Annotated in this window: 16 protein-coding genes; 7 read left to right on the top strand and 9 right to left on the bottom strand. The window is 67.2% G+C overall.

Annotated elements, in window-relative coordinates; translation table 11 throughout:
* Positions 1–28 precede the first annotated feature (28 nt).
* Positions 29–1207, bottom strand: a complete 1179-nt coding sequence (locus tag AC3IFE_RS16020) for a GNAT family N-acetyltransferase (RefSeq protein ID WP_489191099.1) — start codon at positions 1205–1207, stop codon at positions 29–31.
* A 109-nt stretch (positions 1208–1316) separates the two neighbouring features.
* Between AC3IFE_RS16020 and AC3IFE_RS16015 the strand changes: the two genes are divergently transcribed.
* Entirely contained in the window at positions 1317–3026 is a 1710-nt protein-coding gene (locus AC3IFE_RS16015; RefSeq protein ID WP_489191097.1) for an NAD+ synthase, read from the top strand.
* A gap of 84 nt (positions 3027–3110) precedes the next feature.
* Positions 3111–3449 carry a P-II family nitrogen regulator gene (locus AC3IFE_RS16010; RefSeq protein WP_006398637.1) on the top strand — a complete coding sequence of 113 codons (339 nt, stop codon included), beginning with the start codon at positions 3111–3113 and terminating at the stop codon, positions 3447–3449.
* Between the two features lie 177 nt (positions 3450–3626).
* On the opposite strand, the gene AC3IFE_RS16005 is transcribed toward AC3IFE_RS16010, so the two are convergent.
* Entirely contained in the window at positions 3627–4712 is a 1086-nt protein-coding gene (locus tag AC3IFE_RS16005; RefSeq protein WP_089468269.1) for a porin, read from the bottom strand.
* Positions 4713–5254: 542 nt separating this feature from the next.
* Positions 5255–6181: a LysR family transcriptional regulator gene (locus AC3IFE_RS16000; RefSeq protein WP_489191094.1), complete on the bottom strand. Its 927-nt coding sequence runs from the start codon at positions 6179–6181 to the stop codon at positions 5255–5257.
* Positions 6182–6315: 134 nt separating this feature from the next.
* Here AC3IFE_RS16000 and AC3IFE_RS15995 point away from each other — a divergent pair, with 134 nt between their 5' ends.
* Positions 6316–6813, top strand: a complete 498-nt coding sequence (locus tag AC3IFE_RS15995) for a GNAT family N-acetyltransferase (RefSeq protein WP_089468161.1) — start codon at positions 6316–6318, stop codon at positions 6811–6813.
* 63 nt (positions 6814–6876) lie between these two features.
* On the opposite strand, the gene AC3IFE_RS15990 is transcribed toward AC3IFE_RS15995, so the two are convergent.
* The 4 genes from AC3IFE_RS15990 to AC3IFE_RS15975 form a co-directional block, all read right to left on the bottom strand.
* Positions 6877–7656, bottom strand: a complete 780-nt coding sequence (locus AC3IFE_RS15990; protein WP_089468160.1) for an ABC transporter ATP-binding protein — start codon at positions 7654–7656, stop codon at positions 6877–6879.
* Positions 7657–7674: 18 nt separating this feature from the next.
* Positions 7675–8388: an ABC transporter permease gene (locus AC3IFE_RS15985; protein WP_059576621.1), complete on the bottom strand. Its 714-nt coding sequence runs from the start codon at positions 8386–8388 to the stop codon at positions 7675–7677.
* Positions 8385–9074 carry an ABC transporter permease gene (locus tag AC3IFE_RS15980; protein ID WP_089468159.1) on the bottom strand — a complete coding sequence of 230 codons (690 nt, stop codon included), beginning with the start codon at positions 9072–9074 and terminating at the stop codon, positions 8385–8387. The genes AC3IFE_RS15985 and AC3IFE_RS15980 overlap by 4 nt, the downstream gene beginning before the upstream one ends.
* A gap of 229 nt (positions 9075–9303) precedes the next feature.
* A complete protein-coding gene (locus AC3IFE_RS15975) occupies positions 9304–10086 on the bottom strand; it encodes an ABC transporter substrate-binding protein (RefSeq protein WP_489191093.1) in 783 nt (260 codons plus the stop codon).
* 364 nt (positions 10087–10450) lie between these two features.
* On the opposite strand from AC3IFE_RS15975, the gene AC3IFE_RS15970 reads away from it, so the two are divergent.
* Positions 10451–11155, top strand: coding sequence for a pirin family protein (locus AC3IFE_RS15970; RefSeq protein WP_489191112.1), 705 nt, complete (start codon positions 10451–10453; stop codon positions 11153–11155).
* A gap of 68 nt (positions 11156–11223) precedes the next feature.
* Here the strand turns inward: AC3IFE_RS15970 and AC3IFE_RS15965 are convergent, their stop codons facing one another.
* On the bottom strand, positions 11224–11778 hold the full coding sequence (locus tag AC3IFE_RS15965; protein WP_489191091.1) for a Spy/CpxP family protein refolding chaperone: 555 nt from the start codon (positions 11776–11778) through the stop codon (positions 11224–11226).
* Between the two features lie 223 nt (positions 11779–12001).
* Between AC3IFE_RS15965 and AC3IFE_RS15960 the strand changes: the two genes are divergently transcribed.
* Entirely contained in the window at positions 12002–12727 is a 726-nt protein-coding gene (locus AC3IFE_RS15960) for a response regulator (RefSeq protein WP_006493394.1), read from the top strand.
* Complete coding sequence (locus tag AC3IFE_RS15955; RefSeq protein WP_489191089.1) at positions 12711–14030, top strand: ATP-binding protein; 1320 nt, start codon at positions 12711–12713, stop codon at positions 14028–14030. The genes AC3IFE_RS15960 and AC3IFE_RS15955 overlap by 17 nt, the downstream gene beginning before the upstream one ends.
* 42 nt (positions 14031–14072) lie before the next feature.
* Here AC3IFE_RS15955 and AC3IFE_RS15950 read toward each other — a convergent pair whose 3' ends face one another.
* On the bottom strand, positions 14073–14339 hold the full coding sequence (locus tag AC3IFE_RS15950; protein ID WP_011545926.1) for a double-stranded DNA-specific endonuclease: 267 nt from the start codon (positions 14337–14339) through the stop codon (positions 14073–14075).
* Between the two features lie 503 nt (positions 14340–14842).
* On the opposite strand from AC3IFE_RS15950, the gene AC3IFE_RS15945 reads away from it, so the two are divergent.
* Positions 14843–16600, top strand: a complete 1758-nt coding sequence (locus AC3IFE_RS15945; RefSeq protein WP_489191087.1) for an ABC transporter permease — start codon at positions 14843–14845, stop codon at positions 16598–16600.
* The last annotated feature ends 6 nt before the right edge of the window (positions 16601–16606 follow it).

Here is a 16606-nt window from a genome sequence, read left to right as displayed (position 1 = left end):
CGCCGCCTGCGCGGCGCGCCGGATGACGCTAGCCGGTGTTGCGCCGGAACGGATCGTGTTCGCGCAGTTCGTCGACGTACGCGTGGATATGTTCGGTCTCGCGTTCGAGAAAGCGCGCGACCGCATCGGAAAACGCCGGATGCGCGAGCCAGTGCGCGGAGTGCGTGACGGTCGGCAGGAAACCGCGCGCGAGCTTGTGCTCGCCCTGCGCGCCGCCTTCGAACGTATCGAGCCCGGCCTCGATGCAGAATTCGAGCAGCTGGTAGTAGGCGGTTTCGAAATGCAGGCAGGGCACGTGCTCGATCGCGCCCCAGTAGCGGCCGTACAGCGTGCCGCCGCCGTGCTCGCCGCGCCGGTACACGGCGAGCGCGCTCGCGATCGGCTTCCCGTCGGCTTCCGCGATCACGAGCAGCAGGTTCTCGGGCATCGTCGTGCCGATCGTGCGGAAGAAGTCGAGGTTCAGGTACGGGCTCGAATAATGTTCGCGGTACGTCTGCCGATAGCAGCGCGAGAAGAAACGCCAGTCGGCGTCGGTGATCTGGTCGCCGGTGAGCCGCCGGAAGGTCACGCCCGCGTCGTGCACCTTGCGCCGCTCCGCACGGATGTTCTTGCGTTTCTTCTGCTCGAGCGTGGCGAGGAAATCGTCGAAGTGACGGTAGCCGTCGTTGAGCCAGTGGAACTGCACGCCTTCGCGCAGCATCATCCCCATCGATTCGAGCAGCCGCGCTTCGTCGCCGGTCGGGAACAGCACGTGCAGCGACGACACGTCGCTCTGCTCGGCGAACGCCAGCAGCGTGGCCGCGAGCCGGCGGCGCGCGTCGTCGTCGGCCGCGAGCAGCCGCGTGCCCTGCACCGGCGTGAACGGCACCGCGCACAGCAGCTTCGGGTAATAGGGCAGGTCGTTGCGCTGGTATGCGTCGGCCCACGCCCAGTCGAACACGTATTCGCCGTACGAATGCTGCTTCGCGTAGACAGGCGCCGCGGCCGCGAGCCGGCCGGTGCGCGCGTCGGTCAGCGTGACGAAGTGCGGCGACCAGCCGGTGTCGTCCACCGCGCAGCGTGCGACGTGCAGCGCGTCGAGGAATTCGTGGCGCAGGAACGGCGTGGGCTGCGCGTCGCCCGCGAGCAGCGCGTTCCATTCGTCGGCCGGCACCTCGGCGGGGGACGACAGGATGCCCGTGCGATAATCGATGCGTTCGTGTTTCAAGCGTGAATCCGTACCGTTGGATGTTGCCGGATGCGGGCCGCCGTGGCCCGCGTCCGGATCGATTTCGTCAGCCGTTCAAGGCGCGCCGCCGGGTTGCGCCGATCCCGCCATGAAGACCCGACTCGCTCTCGCCCAGATCAACGTCACCGTCGGCGATTTCGCCGGCAACGTCGCGCGCATCGTCGCGGCCGCGCGCGCCGCGCACAACGATGGTGCGCAACTGATGGTCGCCCCCGAACTCGCGCTATCCGGCTATCCGCCCGAAGACCTGCTGCTGCGCCCCGCGTTCTACGCGGCGGCGGCGGCCGCGCTCGATGCGCTAGCCGACGCGCTGAAGGCGTTCGACGGGCTCGCGGTGCTGGTCGGCCATCCGTTGCGCGGTGCGGGCAGGGGGGCGGGCAGCGCATCAGCCGTCGATGGTAATGCAAACCGCCCGATCGAGCGCGGCGTGCCGCCCACCGATACCTTCAACGCGGTATCGCTGATCGTCGGCGGCGAGATCGTCGGCACCTACCGCAAGCAGGATCTGCCGAATGCCGAGGTGTTCGACGAGAAGCGCTATTTCGCGACCGACACCGAGCCGCTCGTATTCGAGCTGAACGGCGTGAAATACGGCGTGATCATCTGCGAGGACGCGTGGCACGCGTCGGCCGCGCAGATCGCGAAGGCGGCCGGCGCGCAGGTGCTGCTGATCCCGAACGGTTCGCCGTATCACATGAACAAGGAGGCGGTGCGCATCGACATCCTGCGCGCGCGGATTCGCGAGACCGGCCTGCCGATGGTGTACGTGAACCTCGTCGGCGGCCAGGACGAGCTCGTGTTCGACGGCGGTTCGTTCGTGCTCGACGGCGAGGGTGCGCTCGTCGCGAAGATGCCGCAGTTCGACGAAGGGCACGCGATCGTCGAATTCGACGGCGCGCGGCCGCTGCCCGGCGCGATCGCGCCCGAGCTGTCGACGCACGCGCAGGCGTACCGCGCGCTCGTGACCGGCGTGCGCGACTACATCGGCAAGAACGGCTTTCCCGGCGTGCTGATCGGGCTGTCGGGCGGCGTCGATTCGGCGCTGGTGCTGGCCGTCGCATGCGATGCGCTCGGGCCCGAGCGCGTGCGCGCGGTGATGATGCCGTCGCGCTTCACGGCCGACATCTCGACCACCGATGCGGCGGAGATGGCGCGGCGCGTCGGCGTGCGCTACGACGAGATCGCGATCGCGCCGATGTTCGATGCATTCCGCGCCGCGCTCGCGAGCGAATTCGCGGGCCGCGCGGAAGACGCGACGGAGGAGAACATCCAGGCGCGCATCCGCGGCACGCTGCTGATGGCGCTGTCGAACAAGTTCGGCTCGATCGTGCTGACGACCGGCAACAAGAGCGAGATGGCGGTCGGCTACTGCACGCTGTACGGCGACATGGCCGGCGGGTTCGCGGTGATCAAGGACATCGCGAAGACCCTCGTGTACCAACTCTGCCGCTACCGCAACGAAACGACCGATTACGCGCTGCGCGACGTGATTCCCGAGCGGATCCTGACGCGCGCGCCGTCGGCCGAGCTGCGCGAGAACCAGACCGACCAGGACAGCCTGCCGCCGTACGACGTACTCGACGCGATCATGCGGATGTACATGGAAGAAGACCGGCCGCTCGCCGAGATCGTCGCGGCCGGCTACGCGCAGGCCGACGTCGAGCGCGTGACGCGGCTCATCAAGATCAACGAATACAAGCGCCGGCAGGCGCCGATCGGCATCCGCGTCACGCATCGCGCGTTCGGGCGCGACTGGCGCTACCCGATCACGTCGCGCTTCACCGAACGGCTCGATTGACCGGTGCTGGGCCGGATGCGGCCCGCCGGCTTACAATCGGGAACGCGATTTTTTCATCCAAACGAGCATTGAGGGACACCCATCATGAAACGCATCACCGCCATCATCAAGCCGTTCAAGCTGGACGAAGTCCGCGAAGCGCTCGCCGAAGTGGGTCTCACGGGCCTGACCGTGACGGAAGTGAAGGGCTTCGGCCGCCAGAAGGGCCATACCGAGCTGTATCGCGGCGCCGAATACGTGGTCGACTTCCTGCCGAAGATGAAGATCGAGGTGGTCGTCGCGGAAGCGCAGGTCGATCAGGTGATCGACGCGGTGATCGGTGCGGCGCGCACCGGCAAGATCGGCGACGGCAAGATCTTCGTGTCGGACGTCGAGCGCGTGATCCGCATCCGTACCGGCGAAGAGAACGAAGCGGCCGTCTGAGCGCCGCGTCCGCTCGATTCGGTCAAGCGCGGCCGAATCGACCGATCGGGCAACGGGTCGCACGAATCCGGGCCGCCAAGAAAAAACGGTGCGGATACCCGTTTGGGTACCGCACCGATACGCGCCTCTCGCAGCAGCGTGGAAAGTGTTGTCGATTCGTTCTTTGACGGCGCCTGATCAGAACAGGTGCTGGATACCGGCGTAGACGCCGGTCTGGCTGCCGCCCGGATGCGGGTTGCCGGTCGACACGGCGGTGCCTGCACCGTTCGCGTTCAGGCCGAAGTTCGCCGACGAGCTGTTGCGCACCGTCGCGGCCTGCAGGTCGAACAGCGTGCGCTTCGAGATGTTGTACGAACCGCCGATCGTGTAGATGTTCGCGTTGCCGCCGCCGTGGTTCGCGTTCACGTGATACACGGCCGCGATCAGCGCCGCTGCCGGCGTGGCCTGCCACGTCACACCGCCCCACACCTGTTGCGTACCCGTCACGCCGGCGTTCACTGCCGGGCCGCCGCTGCCGTCGGCGCGCGATGCCTGATAGGCCGCCTGCAACTTGAACTGGCCGAGGAACACGTTCACGCCCGCGAAGTATTCACGCGAGTAGTTGAACACGTCCGAGAAGCGGCCGTTGCTGTCGCGCGTTTCGTCGTAGATGCCGCGCAACTGGAACAGCGAGTTCGTGTAGGTGACCTGACCGCCCATTGCACGGCCCGGTTGGCCGGCCGTCGTGTTGCCGTTGAAGCTGGTCGAGTTCGAGAACGAGAACTGGCCGTAGAAGTCGAGGCCGTAGAGCGACGGCGACTGGTACGACACGTTGTTGCTGGTCTTGTTCCAGTTGCGGCCGCGCACCAGCGAGGCCGTCGACCAGGCCGACTGGCCGAACGGGTCGAAGTCCCACACGCCGTTGGCGATCGCGAGCTCGCGACCCAACAGCAGCGTACCGTAGCGTTCGTTCGAGATACCGACGGTCGCGAAACGATCCCAGATCGAGCCGCTCGTGCCCAGGCCGCCGTTCATCGTGTTGAACGCGCCTTCGAGGTGGAACAGGACCTTGTTGCCGCCGCCGATATCCTCGCTACCCTTCAAGCCCCACAGGCTCGTGCCCCAGTCGCCGCTTTCCGCGCGCACTTGGTGGCCGTTTTGCAGGCCGTTCAGGTATTCGATGCCTGCATCCAGGCGGCCATACAGCGTGACGCTGCTCTGCGCGTGCGCCGTCACCACCCCAGCAGCCATCAGCGCGGCCGCGACCAAAGCTTTCTTCATCATCTCCTCCATACCCTGTCAAAAAGTCAACCCAGACTGCACGAGATGCCCGGAGCGCGAGCGCCGGGCAAAAGCGGGATAACCAGGGAGACCTCGTGCAGGGCTGGTAAGCGCGGCACGCGGGCAAGCAGACGGAAAACCGTTGAGCGGTCCCGCGCAGCCGGGTCGGCCTGCGGGGTCTCCTTGTTGTGTCGTGAAGCTAAACTACATTTCACGAACTTCGTTTTGCTACTTTGGTTACTAATTTAGCAAAAATACAATTTTGTGGCGATGGAAATCGTTGTTTGACTAACCGCTGTCGCCAAATTGCCATGCAACACGGTGCGCAAGCGGGGAGCCAAGGGTGCTCGATTTCCGGAAAACCCTTGTGCCATAAGGGAGACATGGATTCCACGGACGTGGGTCAAGGATTGCCACTATTGACGTTGCAAAGGCGCCGGCGTAAGCGCGAAAGTCGCGAAACAGGTAAGTATTTCGTAATGATTCGGGCGATTGCCGCCATTGCTGGCGGGCGCCGGAAACGCCCGGCCGGCAACGCTCCGCGGCTAGTCCGGCTTCGGCCGTGCGACGAGCAACTGCGCGCGAATCCAGCGATGCGCATCGGTGCGCGCATGCTTCGCATGCGAGTAGACCTTCACCGTGTAGCGCGGGATCTCGAACGGCGCCGGGAAGATGCGGATCGGCGCCGCGTGCCGCAGCGCCTGCGCGGCGCGATTCGGTACGGTCATCAGGAGTGCCGACTCCGCGATCACGAACGGCGCGGCCAGCACGGTCGGCAACTGTACGGCCACGTGCCGCGCGAGGCCGAGCCGGTCGAGCACGTAGTCGACGACGCCGCGCGATTCGTTCCACGGCGTGACGACCACGTGGCGGGCCGCCAGATACTGGTCGAGCGTCAGCCGCCGGCGGATGTCCGGATGCGTGGCGCTCGCGATCACGACGTAGTCGTCGGAGAACCAGTCGAAATCCTCGATGCCCGGCGCGTCGGCCGCCGATTCCTCGTGGTAGCCGAGCGCGAAGTCGATGCGGCCGGCCGCGAGCTCGTCGACGGAAATCTTGCGGTCCGAATGGACGACGCGGATCCGCAGGTGCGGCGCCACGTGCTGGATGCGGGCGAGGAACGCCGGCAGCACCGCGAACGCGGTGTAGTCGGTCGCGGCGAACACGAACGTACGGTCGCTTTGCGTCGGGTCGAAGCGGCGCGCGCGGGCGAGCCCCTTCGACATCGCGTCGAGCGCGTCGCCGGCCCACGTGGCGATGTCGTCGGCGCGCACGGTCGGCTGCATTTCGTTGCCGAGGCGCACGAACAGCGCATCGCCGATCGCGTCGCGCAGCCGGGCGAGCGCATGGCTCAACGCCGACGGACTCAACGCGAGCTCGTGCGCGGCCGCCGCGACCGACCGGTGGCGATATAGCGCATCGAACACGAGCAGCAGGTTCAGGTCGAGACGGCGGAGATCGGGATGCATCATGTTCAGGTCCGGATGAAGAAACTGCACTTCCTGCAGGCGCCACGTGAACGTAGCATGACGGTTTGAGCGGCGCCAGCGCGGGGGCGCGGCGCCGCCTTTCCGTTTCACATCCGGGCCGGAGGAGGGCTCAACCCGTGCAAATCGATATCCGTTCCGCCACCGTCGCCGACGTGCCGCTGATCCTGCGCTTCATCACCGAGCTGGCCGTCTACGAGAAGGCGGAGCACGAAGTCGTCGCGACGCCCGAATCGCTCGAACGCAGCCTGTTCGGCGAAGGCTCGCCGGCGCGTGCGCTGATGTGCGAGGTCGACGGCGAGCCGGCCGGCTTCGCCGTGTATTTCTTCTCGTATTCGACGTGGCTCGCGCGGCAGGGGCTGTATCTGGAGGATCTGTACGTATCGCCGCGTTTTCGCGGCGCCGGCGCGGGGCTGCGGCTGCTGAAGGCGCTCGCGCGGATCGCGGTCGAATCGGGCTGCGGGCGTTTCGAATGGAGCGTGCTCGACTGGAACGAGCCGGCGATCCGCTTCTACGAGAGCGTCGGCGCGGCGCCGCAGAGCGAATGGGTGCGTTACCGGCTGGCGGGCGACGAACTGCGCGCGTTCGCCGACGGCATGCCGGTGAGCGCCGCGTAAACGCAAAACGGGCGCCGCGCGGCGGACCGCGGGGCGCCCGTTCGGGCGGGGTGCGCGCGGGCGTTACTTGAGGCTGCCCGACAGGAACGCGCGCAGGCGCTCGCTCTTCGGGTTCGCGAGCACCTCGGCCGGCACGCCTTCTTCCTCGACGCGCCCCTGGTGCAGGAACATCACGTGATTCGACACGTTGCGCGCGAAGCCCATTTCGTGCGTGACGACGATCATCGTGCGCCCTTCCTCGGCCAGCTTCTGCATGACCTTCAGCACTTCGCCCACCAGTTCCGGGTCGAGCGCCGAGGTCGGCTCGTCGAACAGCATCACGTCAGGATGCATCGCGAGCGCCCGCGCGATCGCCACGCGCTGCTGCTGGCCGCCCGACAGATGCGACGGATACTGCTTCTCGACGCGCGGCGCGAGGCCGACCTTCTCGAGATACTCGCGCGCACGGTCCTCGGCTTCCTTCTTCGGGATGCCGAGCACGTTCACCGGCGCTTCCATCACGTTCTCGATCACGTTCATGTGCGACCAGAGGTTGAAGTGCTGGAACACCATCGACAGCTTGGTGCGCACGCGCTGCAGCTGTTTCGTATCGGCCGCGCGCAATGCGCCCGTCTTGTCGAGCGCGGTGCGCACTTCCTCGCCGTCGACGAAGATGCGGCCCGCGTTCGGCTGCTCGAGGAAATTGATACAGCGCAGCATCGTGCTCTTGCCGGAGCCGGACGAGCCGATCACGCTGATCACGTCGCCCGAGTTCGCCCTCAGCGACACGCCTTTGAGCACCTCGTTATCGCCGTACCGCTTGTGGAGATCGTCGACGAAAAGCTTTTGAGTCTGGGAATTCATCAATATTCCTGCGGAAACTTACTTGCCTTGCGGGCGCAGATACGCGAGCCAGCGGCGCTCGGCCTGGCGGAACAGCCACACGAGCGTGAACGAGATCACGAGGTAGAGCAGGGCGGCGATGCCGAACGCGTGGAACGACATGTAGGTCGCCGAGTTCACGTCGCGCGCGATCTTCAGGATGTCCGGCACGGTCGCGGTGAACGCCACGGTGGTCGCGTGCAGCATCAGGATCACTTCGTTGCTGTACAGCGGCAGCGCGCGGCGCAGCGCCGACGGCAGGATCACGCGGCGATACATCGTGAACGGGGACATCCCGTACGCGCGCGCGGCTTCGATCTCGCCGTACGACGTCGCCTTGATCGCGCCCGCGAAGATTTCGGTGGTGTACGCGCAGGTGTTCAGCGTGAACGCGAGCAGCGTGCAGTGCATTCCATCGCGGAAGAACGCATCGAGCATCGGCGTGCCGCGCACGGCCTGCAGGCTGTACAGGCCCGTGTAGCAGAGCAGCAGCTGCACGTAGAGCGGCGTGCCGCGGAACACGTACGTGTACAGCCACACGGCGCCCGACAGCCACTTCTTCTTCGACACGCGCGCGACGGCGAGCGGCACCGACAGGCAGAAGCCGAGGCCGATCGACACGACCAGCAGCCACAGCGTGATCGCGACACCGGTGATGCGATAGCCGTCGGTGTAGAGATAGTTGCGCCAGTATTCTTGGATGAGTTCGATCATAGGTCAGCCTTGCGGACACCGGTCGAGTAGCGCTTTTCGAGCCACATCAGCACGAAGTTCGAGATCGTCGTGATGGCCAGGTAGACCGCGCCCGCGATCAGCGTGAAGAAGAAGAACCGCAGCGTGCCCTTGCCGGCGTCCTGCGACGCCTTCACGACGTCGGCCAGGCCGATGATCGACACGAGCGCGGTCGACTTCACGAGCACCTGCCAGTTGTTGCCGATGCCCGGCAGCGCGAAGCGCATCATCTGCGGGAACATGATCCGCGTGAACACCTGCCAGTTCGTCATCCCGTATGCGCTGCCGGCTTCGAGCTGGCCGCGCGGCACCGACAGGAACGCCCCGCGGAACGTCTCCGTGAAGTACGCGCCGTAGATGAAGCCGAGCACGAGCACGCCGGCGAGGAACGGGTCGATGTCGATCTGGTCCCAGCCGAGCGCGTCGGTCGCCATGTTCAGCCAGATCTGCAGGCTGTAGAACAGCAGCAGCATCAGCACGAGATCGGGCACGCCGCGGATCAGCGTCGTATAGACGGTGCCGATGCCGCTCGTCACCCGGTTGCGCGACAGCTTCGCGCCGGCGCCGAGCAGCCCCAGCAGGAACGACAGCGCAAGCGAAAGCACCGCCAGTTTGACGGTTTGCCAGGTGCCGGCGAGGATCAGCGGGCCGTAGCCTTGTAGAAACATATGGGGTCCCTGGTGTGGTCCCTGAGGGCGCACGCGGTGCGCCGCGAAAGACGCGTCCGCCTAGCTGCGCGGAACGCCCCGTGCGTATCATGACCGTCCGCCCCGGCAACGGTGCCGGGCCCGCCCGTCGCGCGAGCGGCGGGCAAGGGAGCGGGCGGCGCGTGGTTGACTGCCTGTACTGCCCGGACGCGGGGCCGCCCCGCATCCGCTGCTTCTGCCTAGGCCGCGGTCAGCGGGCCGGCGCCGAATAGACGCTGAACGAGAAATACTTGTGCGACAGTCGGTCGTACGTGCCGTCCTTGTGCATGTCCGCCAGCGCCCGGTTGATCTTGAGCTTCAGGTCGGTATCTTCCTTGCGCAGGCCGATCGCGGTGCCGTCGCCGATCGTCTTCGGATCCTTCACTTCCGGCCCGGCGAACGCGAAGCCCTTGCCGCGCGGCGTGCGCAGGAAGCCGTAGTCGGCCTGCAGCTCGTCCTGCAGCGTCGCGTCGAGGCGGCCCGAGCCGAGATCGGTATAGACCTGGTCCTGGTTCTGGTAAGGAACGATCGTCACGCCCTGCGGTTCCCAATACGCCTTCGCGTAGGTTTCCTGCGTCGAGCCCTGCTCGACGCCGACGCGCTTGCCCTTCAGCGACGCGACCGTCGGCAGCAGCGGCGAGCCGGTCTTCGCGATCATCCGCGCGGGCGCGTCGTACACCTTGTCGGAGAAGTCGATCTGTTGACGACGCTTGTCCGTGACGGTCAGCGACGACACGATGACGTCGTACTTCTTCGCTTTCAGCGCCGGGATGATCCCGTCGAGATCCTGCGGCACCCACACACACTTCACGTTGATCCGCTTGCAGATTTCCTTGGTGAGATCGACGTCGAAACCGACGATCTCGCCGCTCGGCGCGGTCGACTCGAACGGCGGGTAGCTGGCGTCGACGCCGATCCGCACGGTCTTCCACTCCTTCGCGAAGGCGCTGCCCGCCACGAGGGCGAGGGCGGCGCACAGGGCGGCCTTCTTCATTTCCATCCTTCTGTTGCTGACTTTCCGGGGGCGCTCGCGGCCGGTCGAACCGGGCGCCGCGGCGTATTCTAGACGGCCAAAAATCGCCGATCGGCGCTCTGACGTTGGCGGCCGCCCGAACGGCGAACGCCAAAAGGGCGGTATTTTACCCGAACGCGATACCCGGAAAACGGCAATCCGGCACGGTCGACCGATTCCTCGATTCGGCTGTTGCGACAATCGTGGTATTCGCAACGAATATTTCTGCAATTGGTTGCGCGAGTGCAACGATGCGGTGCGCGGGCGGCGGATTGTGGCGCTGTCGGCCTCCCCCTGCAGTGGAGGTAAACCCGAACAGAACATCCGCGCCGCCGAGCGTCCCCCAATGTTCCAGATCCTGCGCGCCGAAGACCGCTGGCGCACGCGTCACGGCTGGCTCGAATCGAGTTACAGTTTTTCGTCCGCCTGCCGCACCGCGCATGCGCCGGTGCGTCGGCCCGTCGGCGCGTTGTGCGTGCTGAGCGAGGATCTGATCGCGCAGACGCGCGGTTTCGGAATGCAGCCGCGCCGCGACGTGGAGATCGTCACTTACGTGCTGGATGGCGTGCTCGCGCACCGCGACAGCCTCGGCTGCGGCGCGATCGTCCGGACTGGCGGCATCCAGCGGATGAGCGCCGGCACGGGGCTCATGCACAGCGAAACCAACGCGTCGCGCGACCGGCCGCTGCATCTGCTGCGGATCGGGCTGCAGCCGGCCGAGCGGGGCGGGCGGCCCGGCTACGAGGAGCGGCGTTTCGCCGACGACGAGAAGCGCGGGCGGCTCAGGCTCGTCGCGGCGCCCGACGGTGGCGACGGCGCACTGTCGATGCGGGCGGACGCTCGCATCTTCGCGGGGCTGATCGACGGCAACGAGACGACGGCGTTCGACGTGCCGGCCGGGCGCAGCGTCTACGTGCACGTGGCGCGCGGCGAGGTCGCGGTCGACGGCCGCGCGCTGGCTGCCGGCGACGGCGCGCGGAGCGGCGGGGTGGCCGCGGTGGCGTTCGCGCGCGGCCGCGCGGCCGAGGTGCTGCTGTTCGACGTCGCCTGAAACGAAAAAGGGGACGCAGGGCAGTGCCTGCGTCCCCTTCGATGCCGCTGCGGAAGCGGCCCGCCAGCTTACTGCGCCGGCGTCGACGCGCCCTTGGCGGCCGCGCGATGCTGCTCCCAGCGCTCCTTCATCTTCTCGTGGCGCTGTTCCATCTTCGCGAACTGCTGCTTGAGCGCGGTGCTGACCATGGTCTTCTGCTGGTCGTTCAGCCCGTTGTAGAACGTGAGCCATGCGGCGGACGTCTGCTCGCGCAGTTGCGCGTTCTGCGCCTCCGCCTGCTGGCGTGCCGAATGCATCGCGCTCAGGTCGAGGATCGGCTGGTTCTGCTGCGCCTTGAACTGCTCGCGCATCTGCTCGTGGCTCTTGCGCATCGCGTCACGATTCTGCTTCATCGTGTTGACGGCCGCTTGCCATTGCTGTTCCTGCGACGCGTTGAGCTTCAACTGGTCGTGCAGTCTCATGACCGCGCCGAACGGGCCGCCTTCGTGCCCGTCGTGCATCCAGTGCATGCCGGGGCCGCCCGGCGGCGGCATGTCGGTGGGTTGCGCGGCATGCGCGGTGCCGAATGCGAGAGCGAGCACGGTGGCGGCCGCGATGGCCACGCGGGAAGTCTTCTTATACATTTCAGAAACTCCTTGTATCCAAAGGGTCCGGCGATGCGGTGCCGGGAAAGCCGGTGCCGCATCCGGTAAGACGCAGGTTAGCGATGCAGGCGCCGGCGGGTGTTACGCGGGGTGGCTGCCCGGTTACCGGGCATTACAGTTCCCTTGCGCGGTAACCCGCAGTAACCCTTTCGCCCCTTTGTTTCGTTCTTCCACTCCTCCCTCGCGCGGTAAACTTCGAGCCATGACTACCCAGATCCTCATCGTCGACGACGACCAAGAACTCCGAGACCTGCTGCGCGACTATCTCGTGCGCCAGGGGATGGAAGTGTCCGTGCTGCATGACGCGGCGACGCTCGAGAAGCGCCTCGAGCGCGAGCGGCCCGACCTGATCGTGCTGGACCTGATGATGCCGGGCGTGGACGGCCTGACCGCGCTGCGCCAGCTGCGCGCGGCCGGCGACGACATCCCCGTGATCATGCTGACCGCGCGGGCGGACGACGTCGACCGCATCGTCGGGCTCGAGCTCGGCGCGGACGACTACCTCGGCAAGCCGTTCAACCCGCGCGAGCTGCTCGCGCGCGTGCAGGCCGTGCTGCGCCGCCGCCGCGCGACGCCGTCGGCGGCCGCGCCCGAGCAGCGCGAGCCGTTCGCGTTCGGCCGCTTCCTGCTCGACTTCCAGGCGCGCACGCTGTCGGTCGACGGCAAGCCGGCCACGCTGTCGAGCAGCGAATTCGCGCTGCTGAAGATCTTCGTGAACCACGCGCTGCGCACGCTCACGCGCGAGCGGCTGCTCGAGCTGCTGCACGGGCCCGAGTACGACGGCACCGACCGCGGCATCGACGTCCAGGTGTGGCGCCTGCGCCGCATCCTCGAAACGGATCCGTCGACGCCGCGCTTCATCCAGACGGTCCGCGGGCGCGGCTACGTGTTCGTGCCCGACGGCGAGGCCCATGCGCAAACCCATTGATTCGCTGTTCGGGCGGCTGGCGCTGCTCGTCGTCGGCGTCCTGCTTCTGTCGCACTTCGCGTGGTTCTTCGCGATACGGCTCGAGCGCAACCAGATGCAGACGCGTTATGCGGTCGAGGAGGCCGCGTTCCTGGTCGACGCGGTGCGCCAGCACGTCGCGCGCACGCCCGACCAGCCGCTGCCGTCGCGCGTGCGGCTCGTGTCGCCGGATAGCGCCGACGTGCCGAAGGGCGGCGATGCGGGGCTGCCGCCGCCGCTGAAGCGGTTCCGCGACGACGTGAGCGACCGCATGCCGCCCGGCACGCAGGTCGAGATCGGGACGCCCGGCCATCCGCCGGTGCTGTGGGTGAAGGAGCCGGCCGACCGCAACTGGATCGTGGTGCCCGTGCAGCCGTTGCGGCCGCCGCGCTCGCTCGACCGGATGCTGTTGTGGCTCGGCACGATCTTCTCGGCCGGCGTGATCGCCGCGCTGTTCGCGGCCTGGCAGTTGCAGCAGCCGCTGCGTTCGCTGGCGCGCGCGGTCGCGCGTTTCGGCCGCGGGCAGCCGGTGCCGCCGCTGCGCGAACGCGGGCCGCGCGAGCTGCGCCAGCTCACGCATGGCTTCAACCAGATGGTCGAGCAGGTGTCGCAGGCCGAGAGCGATCGCGCGGTGATGCTGGCCGGCGTCGCGCACGACCTGCGCACGCCGCTCGCCCGGATGCGCCTGCGGGCGGAAATGATGGACGACGCGCGGCTGCGCGACGGCGTGGTGCGCGACGTCGACTCGATGTCGCACATCGTCGACCAGTTCCTGGTGTTTGCGCATGGCGGGGCCGACCGCAGCGAGCCGGTGCCGGTCGATCAGGCGTGCGAGCGGGTCGCGCGCAGCTATCGCGCGGTCGCGCCGAACGCGCCCGCGGTCCAGACGCGGCTGGAGGCCGGTCCCGGCTTCCGGCTGCCGACGGCGACGCTCGACCGGCTCCTGTCGAACCTGCTGGACAATGCGCATGCGTACGGCGCGCCGCCCGTGCTCGTCGAGACGGCGCGCACGCCGGCCGGCTACGTGTTGTCGGTCGGCGACAGCGGCGGCGGCATCGCGCCGCGCGACCTCGCGGCCGCCACGCGGCCGTTCGTGCGGCTCGATCCCGCGCGCGGCGGGAACGGCCACAGCGGGCTCGGCCTTGCGATCGTCGAGCGGCTCGTGCTCAGGCTGGGCGGCGCGTGCGACATCGGCAATCGTCCCGAAGGCGGCCTGCGCGTGTCGATGACGTTCCCGTTCGACGTCGTGCCGAAAGACGACGAATCCCACGCACAGGCCGTATGAGCGGTGGCGGCGCCGGCCCGGCCGGGCTGGCGCCGCACGGCGTCATTCGCCGAACAGCGTGCCGAGCGTCTCGGCCGCGTTGCTGTCGATCGTGTTGTAGGTCACCGTGGTGGCCTCGAAGATATAGACGGTCGTATACCGGCCGAGGCGCTCCAGGATTTCCTCCTGCAGCGATTCCGGCACGACGTTCATGTTCAGGTACCACGCCGTGGACGACAGCCGGGTCTGGAACGACCCGTACTCCTGCATGAGTTCATAGAACGCGTCGGCATCCTGATCGCGACAGACGATCACCAAGTTTCCTGCCATTCCCTTCCTCCCGCTCGTCGGTCGATCCCCGGGGCCGGTTGACACGGCGCGCGTGTGCCTTGAGGCGACACGGCCGCAACGGACCCCGGGGGCTAGCCCCGATCATACCTGCTTCGCCGTATCCGGCTGCTGATCCGGGACACGGTTTGTGCCCGTGTGCGGGGGGCGGGTTCACGGCCGGGCCGGATCACGGCATAATTCGGGCCTGCGTGCCGGCCGCAGGACTGCGGCCAGGCTGTTCCGTACCGCGCGCCCGCCATCCGTCCACGCGCCGGGCACGATCCATGCGTTGCCTGCGCCGTCCCCGGACGGTTGTACCTGAAATACAGGTTGGTGTAGTGTCGTGCCGTCGCGGCCCGGCTCGACCGGCTGCGGCGACGCATGCACGCACGGCGCGCCGCGTGCGCGAGATCGCCAGTCAATCGAATTACCGCGCCCGTGCGCTTTGCCATGAATCAACATCGACTGCCGGCTTCGATCGGCCTTACCGGGGAGGGCGCCTGATGAACGTCGGATTCTTCAATCCGAACCGGACCGCCAACGCATCCGCGTGGCGCGTGTTGCCGAACCGGTGGGACTTCATCGCCTTTCCGCTGATCATCTGCCTGATCGCGATGGCGGTGGTCGGTTTTCATGAAACGATGGCGCCGATCGGCGTGCTGCAGACGCAGAAAATCTCGCTAGATCCGTCGAACCTGCCCGAATACGCGCTGCGCACCACGCTGCGGATGCTCGCCGCGATGGTCGCGTCGCTGGCGTTCACGCTCGTCTACGGCACGCTCGCGGCCAAGAGCCGCCGCGCGGGCATGGTGCTGATCCCGATTCTCGACATCCTGCAGTCGGTGCCGGTGCTCGGCTTCATCTCGTTTACGGTCACGTTCTTCCTCGCGCTGTTCCCGAGCCGCGTGCTCGGTGCCGAACTGGCCGCGATCTTCGCGATCTTCACGAGCCAGGCGTGGAACATGACGTTCAGCTTCTATCAGTCGCTGCGCACGGTGCCGCGCGACCTGGACGAAGTGTCGCGCGGCTTTCACCTGACGTCCTGGCAGCGCTTCTGGAAGCTCGAAGTGCCGTTCTCGATGCCGGGCCTGATCTGGAACATGATGATGTCGATGTCGGGCGGCTGGTTCTTCGTCGTCGCGTCGGAGGCGATCACCGTCGGCAACCAGACGATCACGCTGCCGGGCATCGGCGCGTATCTCGCGCAGGCGATCTCGGACAAGAACTTCGGCGCGATCGGCTGGGTGATCCTGACGATGACGGTCGTGATCCTCGCGTACGACCAGCTCCTGTTCCGCCCGCTCATCGCGTGGGCCGACAAGTTCCGGATGGAGAACACCGCGTCGGGCGACGCGCCGCAATCGTGGCTGCTCGACCTCGTGCGCCGCACGCGGCTGATTCATCAGTTGCTCGTGCCGGCCGGCTGGTTGTTCGCGAAGGCCGCGCGGATCCCGCTGCGCCTGCCGCTGTCGGGCGCGATGCGCTTCTCGCTGCCGAAAGTCGAGAAGAAGGCGTCGCGCACGGTCGACATTGCCTGGGCGGGGCTCGTGCTGCTCGGCACGGCCTATATCGTATGGCGCGTCGTCAGCTTCGTGGCGACCGGCGTGACGATGGCCGAAGTCGGCCACGTGCTCGTGCTCGGGCTCATCACGCTGCTGCGCGTGGTCGTGCTGATCTCGATCGCGTCGGTGATCTGGGTGCCGATCGGCGTATGGGTCGGGCTGCGTCCGAAGCTGGCCGAGAAGCTGCAGCCGCTCGCGCAGTTCCTCGCCGCGTTCCCGGCGAACCTGCTGTTCCCGGTGTTCGTGATCGTGATCGCGCGCTTCCACCTGAACGCGGACATCTGGTTGTCGCCGCTGATCGTGCTCGGCACGCAGTGGTATATCCTGTTCAACGTGATCGCCGGCGCAACGTCTTACCCGAACGACTATCGCGAAGCGGCGACCAACTTCCGCATCCGCGGCTGGCAGTGGTGGCGTCAGGCGATCCTGCCCGGCATCTTCCCGTACTACGTGACGGGCGCGATCACCGCCTCGGGCGGCGCGTGGAACGCGAGCATCGTGTCGGAAGCCGTGCAGTGGGGCAGCACGCGCATCGAGGCGCATGGTCTCGGTGCCTACATCGCGCGGACCACCGCCGCCGGCGATTTTCCGAAGATCATCCTGGGCATCGCCGTGATGTCCCTGTTCGTCACCCTGTTCAACCGCCTGCTGTGGCGCCCGCTGTATGCCTTCGCCGAGGCGAAGCTGCGGCTCGACTGAGACCGA

Source organism: Burkholderia sp. APQ4-4ca (genome assembly GCF_057837105.1).
Note: the sequence above shows the minus strand (reverse complement) of the source record. Positions and strands in the feature narration are given on the sequence as shown.